General features: G+C 49.1%; 14 protein-coding genes. 6 read left to right on the top strand and 8 right to left on the bottom strand.

The features are described from left to right. Positions 1-7: 7 nt before the first annotated feature. The 6 genes from PMPD1_RS18795 to PMPD1_RS18770 all read right to left on the bottom strand — a co-directional run bounded on the left by PMPD1_RS18795 (position 8) and on the right by PMPD1_RS18770 (position 4300). On the bottom strand, positions 8-499 hold the full coding sequence (locus tag PMPD1_RS18795; protein ID WP_173635482.1) for a hypothetical protein: 492 nt from the start codon (positions 497-499) through the stop codon (positions 8-10). Then, the gene (locus PMPD1_RS18790) at positions 496-1851 is read right to left on the bottom strand and encodes a type II and III secretion system protein family protein (RefSeq protein WP_173635481.1); all 1356 of its coding nucleotides are present in this window, start codon (positions 1849-1851) and stop codon (positions 496-498) included. The genes PMPD1_RS18795 and PMPD1_RS18790 overlap by 4 nt, the downstream gene beginning before the upstream one ends. 29 nt (positions 1852-1880) lie before the next feature. Beyond that, entirely contained in the window at positions 1881-2720 is an 840-nt protein-coding gene (locus PMPD1_RS18785) for a pilus assembly protein CpaB (RefSeq protein WP_173635480.1), read from the bottom strand. Positions 2721-2747: 27 nt separating this feature from the next. After that, positions 2748-3173, bottom strand: coding sequence for an A24 family peptidase (locus PMPD1_RS18780; protein WP_173635479.1), 426 nt, complete (start codon positions 3171-3173; stop codon positions 2748-2750). Positions 3174-3268: 95 nt separating this feature from the next. Further along, a complete protein-coding gene (locus PMPD1_RS18775; protein ID WP_173635478.1) occupies positions 3269-3496 on the bottom strand; it encodes a Flp family type IVb pilin in 228 nt (75 codons plus the stop codon). A gap of 213 nt (positions 3497-3709) precedes the next feature. After that, entirely contained in the window at positions 3710-4300 is a 591-nt protein-coding gene (locus tag PMPD1_RS18770; protein ID WP_173635477.1) for a winged helix-turn-helix domain-containing protein, read from the bottom strand. Positions 4301-5268: 968 nt separating this feature from the next. Here PMPD1_RS18770 and PMPD1_RS18765 point away from each other — a divergent pair. The 6 genes from PMPD1_RS18765 (at position 5269) to PMPD1_RS18740 (ending at position 9435) form a co-directional block, all read left to right on the top strand. Beyond that, positions 5269-5796 (top strand): helix-turn-helix transcriptional regulator, encoded by a 528-nt coding sequence (locus PMPD1_RS18765; RefSeq protein ID WP_173635476.1) that lies wholly within the window; start codon positions 5269-5271, stop codon positions 5794-5796. A 189-nt stretch (positions 5797-5985) separates the two neighbouring features. Continuing rightward, positions 5986-6237, top strand: a complete 252-nt coding sequence (ycgZ, locus tag PMPD1_RS18760; RefSeq protein ID WP_173635475.1) for a regulatory protein YcgZ — start codon at positions 5986-5988, stop codon at positions 6235-6237. A gap of 199 nt (positions 6238-6436) precedes the next feature. Beyond that, positions 6437-6736, top strand: coding sequence for a hypothetical protein (locus PMPD1_RS18755; RefSeq protein ID WP_173635474.1), 300 nt, complete (start codon positions 6437-6439; stop codon positions 6734-6736). A 115-nt stretch (positions 6737-6851) separates the two neighbouring features. Then, complete coding sequence (locus PMPD1_RS18750; protein WP_173635473.1) at positions 6852-7418, top strand: TetR/AcrR family transcriptional regulator; 567 nt, start codon at positions 6852-6854, stop codon at positions 7416-7418. Between the two features lie 100 nt (positions 7419-7518). Further along, positions 7519-8478: a glutathione S-transferase family protein gene (locus PMPD1_RS18745; protein WP_173635472.1), complete on the top strand. Its 960-nt coding sequence runs from the start codon at positions 7519-7521 to the stop codon at positions 8476-8478. 84 nt (positions 8479-8562) lie between these two features. After that, positions 8563-9435 carry a MurR/RpiR family transcriptional regulator gene (locus PMPD1_RS18740; protein WP_173635471.1) on the top strand — a complete coding sequence of 291 codons (873 nt, stop codon included), beginning with the start codon at positions 8563-8565 and terminating at the stop codon, positions 9433-9435. A gap of 7 nt (positions 9436-9442) precedes the next feature. Here PMPD1_RS18740 and PMPD1_RS18735 read toward each other — a convergent pair whose 3' ends face one another. Then, entirely contained in the window at positions 9443-10930 is a 1488-nt protein-coding gene (locus PMPD1_RS18735) for a gluconokinase (protein WP_173635470.1), read from the bottom strand. Next, positions 10931-12250 (bottom strand): MFS transporter, encoded by a 1320-nt coding sequence (locus PMPD1_RS18730; RefSeq protein WP_173635469.1) that lies wholly within the window; start codon positions 12248-12250, stop codon positions 10931-10933. It lies immediately after the preceding gene. Positions 12251-12323 lie beyond the last annotated feature (73 nt).

The following is a 12323-nucleotide window of genomic DNA, read 5'->3' as shown; positions in this document are numbered from 1 at the left end:
TTCTTCCCTAAAAACGGTATTGATATGGGTTGACTAATGCCCGGCTACGGATGTTATTTACCGCGCAGCCTAAATCGTCATGAATATCCAAACGGTAGCTTTGTCCTTTATCACTACATTCGGGTAGCCGTTGCTTAAATTGCTGAACCACAATCTGTATGCCATCGCTGCCCTGTTCGCGATAACCGCCAATATCGTGCGTCAGTTTGATACGGTAAGGCGCGACGCCGTGGGAAATGAGTGCGCTACGCAGGAGTTGAACACTATTGGCAAAGCGCTCATTGGTCCAAATCAGTTCGATCTCGCCATTAAAATCGTTTGAGACCTGCGCCAATATTTTGCCGGTGACCACTTCACGGCTAATGGTATCTGGCGTGGCGAGAGTGAATTGCATGACGCCGGTTTGCGGTTCAATGGCGTAGTTATCGTGCGAGGCCAGTAGCGAACCGGGGATCATCAACACCATGAAAATAATCAGTTTTACGCCCGTCAGATTCATTTGATAAAGCCTCCCTGTTCGATAAATTCTTGCGCGCGAGTCCGATCGCGACGTTCATTAATGCCGTCAAAGTTAAAAAAGCGGGCAACGGTAGAAGTTCGTTTAAAGTCCGGCAGAACCACATCGCGTGAGGCGATCGGTTTGACCAGGTTAACGGTGGCAACCACCACCAGTTCAGTGCGATTACGCTGTGTGGAGGCGTTACGGAATAGGGCGCCGAGAATCGGCACGTCGCCGATAAACGGCACTTTTCTTAATGCTTCGCGCTCACGGTTACTGATTAAGCCGCCAAGTAAGAAACTCTCGCCGTCAGCCAGCTCGACCGTAGTACGTGCGCGACGGGTTTGCAGGGCAGGGAAACTATTCCCGGCACGATCGGAGAAGGTGTCATCAATGTTGCTGACCTCTTCACCTAACAATAAGCGAATTTGTTTACTACTGCTGACTTTGGCGCCGATGTTCAACTTAATGCCGAACTCTTTATAGGTCAGATTGGTACCATTTTGCGAGGAGGTCACGATCGGGACTTCGCCGCCGACCAAAAATTCGGCCGTTTCACCGGAAAGAACTGATAGGTTAGGTTCAGCCAGCACGCGCGCGACAGAGTCATTGCTAATGGCATGTACCATGCTGCTCAATGTATCAGCGTTAAAACGAATAAAATGAAAGGTACCGGGCGTAATGGCACTGCCTGCCGCTGCGGTGCCCCAATCCAATCCAACGTTGTCAATAAACTCGCGGCTAACTTCCACCACCGAAAGTTTGACGTTTACCTGGTTGGTTATTGGTAGCTCTAGCTTATTAATCACGCCTTGATAGACGACTTCATCCAGCCACGGGCTATTGTTGTCGGAATCATTGCCGCTATTATCGGTGGCGCTGTCCTTCACTTTCTTTTGGTTCACCACGCTTTTCGCGCCAATGCCTTCACCGACGATTTGATAAATACGGTTTTTGGCTTCTTCAGTCGGCGCGGTGCCGGAAATAATGTAGGTCTTACCCATTTTCTGGATATTCACGCTACTATCCGGAAACTCCTGGTTAACCCGTTTGTGCACGCTACTTAAAACCGCATCCACCACTAAGGTGGTTTTTAATACCTGGTCGCCGTTCTTATCAAACGCGATCAGGTCGGCCCGACCTTCCTCTCTGGCATAGGCGACCAGACTTTTATCGCCAATCAGCTCATAGTCGGCAACATCCGGCGAGGAGATAAATACCGTATCGATATTTTCTTTAACCTGAATGACCTGAGAATCCCCCGGCATCAGGTAAGTTTCCGCCGCCGCCACATAAAACGTTATCAGACTCAAAAGCATACCGATCAGCGCGCGGTAAAATGCCTTATCCATTTTCTTTCCCTGTGTTAAGTGTTGAAAAGTCACTTTTTCCCTCGTAGTTCTTTGACTGAACGTAATTGAGGAAGAACATCATCCATACCAATGCGTTTAACGCCTTGCCGGGCGGTACTGTCGGGCAGCAGAAACAGTTGGCCTGATTTCTCAATGGTTCTTAATATCGCCAGTTGTTTCTGGTTTAGACGTAACACGATCATGCCGATAGGTTTGTTTTCCTGGGCGTAGCGAGACTCACTCTCTTTAGCCGTTTCGAAACGCTTGCTATCCAGCACGGTGACCTGCTCAAAGATGCGGCTCACGACGTACTTCGGCGTGTGCGAGCTGGAGAGAGAGGAGGCGCCTTCATCGGCCAGCCCCACCATTTCTGTTTTCCCTTTTTCAACCTCTCTTATTCTGATGTAGAGCGCTAACTTATCTCCGGCCTTGGTTGACGAGAGTAAATAATTATCTGTAGAAGTAATTGGGAAAGAATAAGGCATTTCATTAACGCCTAAACTGCGTCTTGCGTAGTCCGGATGGCTTGGTGACAACAGCATTGACAGAGTAAGCTCACTGCCTTTTTGGGTGTTATTGGTCACCAAATAGCCGCGAATATTTCCACCAGGAGCACTTGAGATATCGCGAGGGTCGGTAACAGTTGATGATGATTTTAAGGAGGTAACCTCATAATCTTGGGGCGCTAATATGTCGCCCGAGCGCAGATCGCGCGTGGCTTTTGCGACTAAAATCGAATGAGGAGCATCCTCATGTTTTACTTCTTCTTTATGCTCAATCTGGCTATTTTTTTGTTGTTGCAAAAAAATACCGGCGACACCCACGCCGATTGCCATAATTGAGAGAAAAAAAAGCACTCTGTGATTCATCAACGATTCCTTTCTACAGAAGATGGTTTAATTGGTGGAATAAGAAAAAATGAAGGCCAGTGAAATGGCTACACCATAAGGAATGCCGTGTTGCCTGGTTTTTTTATAAAAAAATATCAAACCCACTACTGCAATAACGCCGCCACATAATGCCGTAAGGATTAAGAAATGAGAGAAAAGAGACGGGGTAAACAGCAGCGCCAGCATTGACATCAGCTTGACGTCACCGCCACCGATGATATTGCCGATGCAGAGGAAAAAGCCGGGAACCAACACGGCAGCAAAAAGAAGTAGATTGGGCGTATGGCCGGTTAACAAAGCTAACGAACAGCAGGCGATTCCTACGATGATCACCAGCTGGTTGCTAATTAAGCGTGAGGTAATATCCTGCACAGAGATGACCAGTAACAGTAAAACAACCACGATATAGTTCGCTGTTATCAGCCACGCCATGTTATTTCCCTGTAAGCTCTGTAAAGGTAGTGTTCTGTTTATGTGCATCTTGACCACCGTGGCGGTGATAAGCCACGGTGGCGAAATAGGCTGATTTATTTGCTGAAGGTTACGCTGGTAATCGCGTCTTCGATTTTCTGGAATGCCGTTGCGATCGCGCCAAGGAATCCGCTGTTTTGGTCGCCAAAAATTAATGCCAGTAATGTTGCCATTGCCACGCCGATCAGCGCATATTCAATCGCTGTCACGCCGCGTTGGTTTTTCATGAAATGCTCAACATTGGTTTGAGCAATGGCATAGTATTTGATTAAAAAGTTGTTCATAGTATTACCTTATCATGTTCCCGAGGTTCGCTTACCGGGCAATTAGTATTAAATAGATGGTGTATCGAACATCAGTTGCGTACTTTATCGTTTTCCATAACGGGGAAATTAAATCAGCATTACCGATGCGACCCGCTTATCTAACACGACATGATTGCTATAAGTCCTTAATGAAATTCTCAAAAGTTGTTATTAGGTGTTTTATTCTCTTACTTAGCCTTTCCAAAAGAATAAAACGGCTAAAATTAACGTGGTAAGCCAGCACACCGCCAAAACAGATAAGGCGGAAACAAAAATGTTCCAACTATTTGAGTGGTACCACTCTTTTAACACCGTTTTAGGCAACGGTGATGAACCCTCATCCTTTGGCGCCGCTTCTGAGGGCGGCGGCGCCATTTTCTCGACGATCGCCATTTCGGGTGGAACAGGCAATGTGGTGCACTCTTCCTCTGGCTCAACCATTTCGTGATACGGGCTTTGGGTTGCCTGCCCAATATATTTAACGCCCTTACGGGGTATGGTTTTAATCAACGAGTGTGGCAACCCTACTTGGTTAAAAGCTCTTCTTAATAGATACAGTTGTCCATAGTAACTACTTTCACTGACCGAACCTCTTTGTTCGGCCCAAACTTGATTAATCAGACTCTGCTTGTCTGTCTCCCCCTTTAATAATAAAAGGAGAAAACGATAACTGTTTTCTGATAACTCCACCGTTGTGCTATCCCGGGCAACTAAGCAACGCTTTTCAGGGAAGAATACAACTCCCTTGTCGAGAGTAAATATAAATCTCTCTTTAACATCCATGAATGAACTCCGGTTTTGTTATTTATGATTTATTCATATCGTATAACAAATTGCGGTGGTTAAAAATCAACGTAATTTCTCCGCATTATACCTGGGCATTACAAACAATCAAATCATTGATAAATCTTAGGTGCTTTAATTTTCATCATTTTTTCTCTCAATAGTGAAGGTTATGTGATGGATGAACGGGGTGGTTTGATCGCTATTTTTTGCAATTTATCTACTCTTATGTTTTTAAAAACAGAGGGTTAAAATTATGATCTGATAAATTTTTAGCTATTTCATATAGTTGTATTTGGGGTAAGTTATAAGTAAGATTAATTTAAAAAAATAGTGGGTAGTGATAAGGCTGTGTCGCCAGATGAGGTTATATGAAAAATAATAAGATTAAAAAAGATCGGATGATTCTTTTCTTTTATCATTACTGTCGGGAGAAGATGTTGAACCGCAGCAGATAATTACGCTGACTGCATAAATAAATTTTTAGGCTTGTTTGATATGATAATTTTTTGGTTAATGATTTGTTGTGCTTCTGTTGTTTTATGGAGAAGTTGGTCGGGGATAAAAATTAAAGCCCACTTCGCGTATCGGAAAGACGCATCGCCTCCTTCTCGCTATTATCTTACCTTGCTTAATTGCCATGCTGAGTAGCATTTTAGGCTGGTGTGTGGGAATTTTCTTAGCGGTTCAATAGAGAGGGGCTTTTTAGGTGCCTGATTTCTGGTTCATCTTCTCTCAAAGTTATTACTTTTCCTTTCGTAACGGTTTTTTTTCGTGTTGGTCAGGTGGTTTTTTAGTATAACTGACAGGGTAAGAAATGTTAGGAAACAGTGAGTAGGCGTGTTTCTATTACGGTGAATATTAATAGGGAAGGTAGAATGCAAGGATGTAGTTATATCCTTCTGTCGAAGGACCTTTACTTACACAGTGGCCTGGATAATATCGCGCAGTCTCTCTCTCTGATAAAGGTGGATGATGATCCATTGGTATCGCCTGCGTCTGGAGCTAATGGGCGTCTGATTTTCTTTATTGATAGTCGGTTTCCCCGGCATTTTATTGATCTTTGGGCGCACATTTACAACGCTATTTACGCACAGATGTATCCGGTACTGATAAATTTATCGACAGGGAGCACTACGCCTTCCGGGCGAGCACGGCGTTTTTTAATTGATGCACATCAAGAGATGGGGATTTTTAAAGGAGAGATCAGCCGAATTTATGATGCCATCCTACATTCTGTCGATACGGTCGCGCTTTCGGACTTTAACGATGTTCAGCTTACGCCACGGGAAAAATATGTTCTGTATCTTTCAATGAAAGGGCTGTCGGTACACCGTATTGCTGAGATTTATCAATGTAGTGAGAAAGCAGTGTATTCACACCGCAACAATATCGTCAAAAAATTCGGCTTCAATAACTTCAACAAACTTTATGGCTATTTGCTGAGAAATAAAATGTTATACAGCCTGATAAAAAGCAATAAGCCCTATGTATAACTCACTCGTGTGTTCTGCGTGACGTTGCGGCGGCGTGGGTACGCGAGGGCTCGATGTAACACATTGTTTACATTGAGGTAGCATTTTTTGTCAAAAATGTCTTTCACGACCTGAACAGAATCCTGTACAAAGCTGGCTTGGTTGTATAACTTAACCTGTGCGTTTTTTATTCATTTTGAGGACCTGATCATGCGGCAGGGTAATTTTAATCCTAAAACAGAGCGCGAGATTGCGCTGTATTTCAGTCAGGCGGAAAACGGCGTTCCCGGCAAAGAAGATACGCTGGGACAGGTCGTAATGGAGATTCTGCGTGCCGGTAAAAGCGTGAATCGCAAGACCATTTGCTCAAAGCTATTGGTACGCCTTGAACAAGCGGCAGATGAGGAAATGGAAAAGCATTATCATGAGCTTATCGCCATGTTATTTGGTCGCGAAGACTAGGTTTTCGGGTGATAAACCCGCATGTTTTAACGGCTAAAGTTCGCTCCGCTCGCGTAGCACAACCTCTTTAGCCGTATCGACCTCCCGGGACGGTGGTTTGCCGCAATACGGCCCGCAAACATCTGCAATGCAGTATTCGCACGCACACTCACGGCCCACAGTATAAGAGGTGGATGCAAACTGATTCAGAGAAGCTGGTATGAATAGAAACAAAGATGACAGATTAACCGACACACTGCTCGGTGAGGCTATTTTGGCGATCATGCGCACCGATACGCCTATTTCCAATGCAACGGTACTTCGGCAGTTACAGGCAATGGCGGCGGTGGAAGTGGATCAAGAGCGCCGTAAAGCCTGCTTGCGTGCCATCGGTGCGGTAAGAAATAGCGCCTCCACGCCTAAAGAGACTCAACCGGTTGGTCAGGAAGTGCGTGATGGGGATAATGTCATTCATATGTTCACTAACGATGGCCCGCCTGACGGTACGTCGAAGCACTAAACGCAAGCTCTCCGCTCCACTCTCTTTCTCTCCCGTTGCGTTTCCTCTGCGGTCTGGCGCCGCCCGGTTATTTTGTTATATAATGCCCGCCTAGTCACTCAACTAAAAAACAACCATGGCCAGACCTTTAAGTGAAGAAAAGCGCGTTGCAATTCTGAATGCGGCGGTCGCTGCGGTGGCGGAACTCGGCGTGGCGGCGCCCACGGCGAAAATCGCCCGTGACGCGGGCGTGGGCGATGGAACACTGTTTGTCTACTTTGCCAATAAAGAGGTGTTGTTTAACCAACTTTATTTGCATATCAAGTGCGATCTGCGGGCTGCTTTGCAGCCGGTGGCGAATGGCGACGTGGAAACGCAACTACATCAGTTTTGGGATCGTTATATCAACTGGGGAATCACTTTTCCCAACCAGTATAAGGCGACGCGGGCGCTTAACGCGTGGGATAAGCTCACTGAGCAGACCCGCCAACAGGCATGGGCGCTGTTTCCCGAATTCGATGCGCTGGTAAAGGCGGGTTTTCAACAGCGGTTACTGCGAGTACAGCCCAAAAGTTTTCTCGGCGAACTGATTGATGCCATCGCCAATATGGTACTGGAACTTTCGCGCCAAACGCCGCAACAAAGCATGCAATTCAGCCAACTTGGCTGGGAGAACTTTTGGCGTGCTATTCGCGCAGAATAACGCGCTTTTTTTTATATTTATTAAATGAGTGCTTAGGCGGTCTTTTATTAATTCATGCCCGTTTCATCTAATGGCGCGTTGCCTGCAACAGGAGGAGAGTATGTCGGTAATCATTTTGCATCATTTTGACGCTTCACCGTTTGCTGAAAAGCTGCGGTTGGTTTTTGGCCTGAAAGACGTGACGTGGCGCTCGGTACAGGCGGAACTGATCATGCCAAAGCCGAAACTCACCGCCTTAACCGGCGGATATCGTAAAACGCCGGTAATGCAGATTGGCGCAGATATTTATTGCGACTCTCGCCTTATTGCGCTGGAGCTTGAAAAGCGTTACCCGGAACCGACCCTCTTCCCAGACGCCAGCCGTGGGGTGACGCTCGCCTTGTCATCCTGGAGCGACCGGGATTTGCATATTGCCAGCTCCGGTCTGGCGATTGGTGTCAACAAACATCAGTTCCCCGCCGATCTGATGCGCGACCGCGAAGCCTATTTTGGTGATTTTCTCGACGTTAAGCATTTAGATGCCGATATTGTGCACCTCACCACTCAATTGCGGGCGCATATTGACTTGCTGCAACAACAATTGGCGGATGGTCGCCTCTTTTTCTTTGGTGATAATGTCGGGCTTGCCGATTTCCACGCGTGGGTAGAGATTTGGACCGCGCGAATGCATGTCCCTCAGCTTGGCGCCATGCTGGATAGTTTCCCGCAGGTGAACGCCTGGGAAGCGCGAGTGGGGGCGATTGGACACGGGCAGCGTAGCGAAATCTCGGCGCAAGAAGCGCATGCGATTGCGCGTAACCATCGCCCGGCGCCCGCGGAGGGCGTTGATTCCACCGATGCATCAGGTTTAATGGCAGGAGAGGTGGTTGAAGTGACACCGGATGATTATGGGCGAAATCCGGTGGTTGGCCGCCTGGTGACGCTCACGACGCATCAGGTGGCGCTGGAGCGTGATGATCCGATCGCCGGGCGGGTGGTGGTACATTTTCCACGTATCGGTTTTCGTCTGCGTCGGGCGGCAGCAGCGTATCAGGGCGACGCGGCCTGGCTGCCCGATTAATGACGTCTCCCTTTGCGCCTTTGGCGCAATAGTTTCCTAAATAGGATAAAATCAATATTCTCATTATCCTACGGGTAAACGCTTATGGCTGACATCACCGTTCCTCTGGAAAAGGTCCGTTTACGTCTGGAAGCAGTACGTTCGTCTCTGACGCCGACCGAAAAAAAACTGGCGACGTTTATCCTGCACCATGCCGATACGGTGATTCACCATACCATCTCTGAATTGGCGCGCGTTGCTGAGGTCAGCATCGCCACTGTCACCCGGCTGGCGCAAAGCGGAGGGTATAGCGGCTATGCGCAACTACGCGTACTGCTGGCGAAAGATATGGCGCTGATCCCGGCGGCAGCCAGTGGTGAAGAGCTTAAAGTCAGCGATGAAGTAAGCGTAATTTGCGATAAATTAGTTACCGCCACGACGCAATCGCTGCAGGATACCCGGGCGATGATTAATATTGACGCGCTACTGCGCGCGGCGGAAATGATTGCCGGGGCCGGACGGATCGATATTTATGGTATTGGCGGCAGTTCAACGGTAGCGATCGATCTGCGCCATAAGTTACTGAAACTGGGTTTTCCCGCCGCGGCCTACGCCGATAATGACTTAATGATGATTTCGTCGACCGCGCTGAAACCTGGTGATTTGGCGATTGGTATTAGCCACACCGGCAGAACGGAGCCGGTGGTTGCCGCGCTAAGTAACGCGGGCCAGTCGGGCGCGCAGACGCTGGCCTTAACCCATGACCCGTTATCGCCGCTGGCGAAAAATAGTGCGTTGACCATTAACTACTCCGCGCGCACCACGGTTTTCTCCAGCGACTCAATGACCGGCCGGATGTCGCAACTGATGATTGCCGATATTCTGTATACCGTTATTGGCTATTCGCACTTTGAGCGGGCAGCCTCCTTCGCGCAAAAAGCCGATACGCAGGCCAGCAAGCGTAGAATTAATACCTAAAACGCCTTTAATCGCCCAACTCCTCCAGCCGCCGTTTTAAGGTGGCAATCATCACGCTATCGTAATCCGCCTGTCGTGCCTGTGCCGCACGGTATTTATTATGCGCTGCCAAATCCGGGGTGATAACCCGTGTAATGGGAAAGTCGAGATTATCGATAGTGCGATATTTTTCCAGCACCAGCAAAGCGGCACCGCGTAGCGAGCCCTCTTCGGTATCGGAAAGTTGCAACGGTTCGCCAATACAGTCGGCGACAATCTGCGCCCACAGCGACGAGCGTAAGAAACCGGCACCAGTCGCGATAATTCTTCGTTCGCCGGGCCATGCGCTATCTAATCGCTGTTTGAGAAAGGCGAAGCGTAAGCCAACGCTTTCCAGCGCGGCGCGGTAAATATCTTCCGGCGCGGTGGCGGCGGTAATGCCGAGGATCGCGCCGCTACGACCTTCCGACCATTCCGGGCTGCGCGCGCCCAAGAAATAGGGAAGCACCGTCAGCCCGTGTGCGGTTGGCTCACGGTTGGCAATGCGGGCATCAATTTCCGGTTGCGTGACGTTAGCCATCAGTTGCCGTGCCCAGGCGGCTGTATTGCCGCCTTCAGACATCGCCATGCCACCGGCAAAGCGTGTGGCATCCACCCGATAGCACCATAAACCGGGATCGGGCAGCGTCATCTTTTCCGCCGCCCATACCCGGCGCATCGAACCGCTGGTGCCTAACATCAGTACCAGCGCATTTTGATCGTGAGCACCGGCGCCGATATTTGAACAGGCGCCATCGCCCCATGCCGGATACCACGGCACCTCCGCCAGTTGCGGCCAGCGCGCCGCCCAAGTGGATAGCAGCCCCTGGCGTGGCTGATCGGAAATCTCTGGTAACTGTTCCGGTACAATACGCGCCAGAGAGAGCGCTAAAGGTGACCAGACGCAGCGGTTGGTATCCAGTAAACCGCTGCCGGACGCCATCGATAATGAGGTTGATAAACAACCAAACAGTCGCAGAAATAACAGGTCGGCCAGCGAAAGCCACTGACGCGTTTGGCGGAAAGCCTCCGCGTGATGCTCAGCCAGCCAGCGCAAACGCGCTGGCCAGAAGCTGGAGTGGATCGGGCAGCCGGTTATGGCATGTAAATCACGTCCCAGCCCGGAATACTTCAGCGCGGCGGCCTGATGGGCGGCGCGCCCATCAGCCCAGGTTATTACCGGCAGGGTCGGATGTTGATGCTCATCAATACCGATCAGGCTATGCCAGAAGGTACTGATGCCCACGGCGCTGATGGTCATTTTTGCCGGGATTGTCGCCACCACTTCATCCAATGCGGAAAACAGGTCGTCAAACAGGCTTTCCGGCGATAAGGTCGCTTTCCCACTGGCATCGGTATCCAACTGATAGGTTCGCCGCGCGCAGTGGCCTTGCTGCTGCCCTTGTTGGTCGAAAAGCGCCGCGCGCAGCGAGGAAGAACCTATATCAATCGCCAGTACTGTTAATGACTCAGACATCTACACGCCTTGGTTTTTAGTGGGGGCACGGAATAGAGCCAGCATCACTGCGCCAATTAAAAATGAGGCGCAAAGGAACAATAAGCCCGCGCGTGGCGTACCGGTCCAGTCAACCAGCATACCGACAATCCACGGGCCGAAGAAACCGCCCAGATTGCCGACCGAGTTAATTGCCGCGAGGCCAACCGCCGCAGAGAGGCCGGTCAGGAAAGCGGTTGGAATGGTCCACCACACCGCAATATAGCCATACGCGGCGACCGAGATCAGGCACAGCCAGAGCATTGAAAGCCAAGTGTTCGTGGTCATTGCCAGTAAAAACATCCCCAACGCGCCAATTAATACCACGGTGACGACATGCCATTTACGCTCCATGGTTTTATCAGAGTGCCAGCCGTTAACCAGCATCGCTACGCCGCCCACTAAAGTGGGGATCACCACCAGAAAGCCGATGACCGTATTCGAAAAGTGATTCTGAAAACCTTTAATCAACGTCGGCATCCAGAAGGTAATGCCGTAAATCGCCATGACGATCCAGACATAGGTAATGGCTAAATACAACACATGTTTATTGGCTAAAATCTTCCACCAACGTAATTCGGTGGGCGGCGAATTTTTGGTTTCTTGTTCCAGGTCTTCTTTTATCCACTTCTTCTCATCGGCGTTCAGCCAGGCTACATCTTGCGGGCTATCACGCAGGACAAACAGCGTGGCGATACCTAACAGGATAGCCGGTAAGCCTTCCAGTAAGATCATCCAACGCCAGCCAGAAAAGCCAAAACCGCTCACATGATCCATGATCAAGCCGCTTAATGGCGCGCCAATGCAGTTACAGGCAATTTGTGCGAGGAAAAAGGTCGCCATTGCGCCTGCGCGGTGGCGTCGCGGGAACCAAAACGTCAGATAAAAAGCGATGCCTGGAAAGAACCCGGCTTCTGCCGCTCCCAATAAGAAACGTAAAATATAGATATGCGTAATGCTGGTGACAAAAGCCGTTGCCACCGCTACCGCGCCCCATGTAATCAGGATGCGGGCAATCCATTTACGTGCGCCGAAGCGATGCAGTGCGATATTGCTGGGCACTTCAAAAATAAAATAACCAATAAAGAAGATACTGGCGATCATGCCAAATTGACCGGGGGCAATACCTAACTCGCTATTCATTTGTAATGCGGCATAGCTAATATTGGTACGATCTAAATAGGCGATGGCATACAAAATTAATAGAAAGGGAATAAGTTTCCAGCGCATTTTTTTAATCGTCGAGTGTTCAATGCTGTGAACATCGTCACCTGACATATTGTGCGAGAGTGTCTGGTTCATAACTTCCTCTGGTATTTTATTATTGAAGTAATGATGACCGAACGCTGGCGCGTTCGGCTGTAGGGTAAAAAAA

This window comes from Paramixta manurensis (assembly GCF_013285385.1).
In the GTDB taxonomy this organism is placed as follows: Bacteria; Pseudomonadota; Gammaproteobacteria; order Enterobacterales; family Enterobacteriaceae; genus Paramixta; species Paramixta manurensis.
The sequence above is the reverse complement of the archived record's forward strand: the minus strand, read 5'-3'. Positions and strand labels throughout refer to the sequence as shown.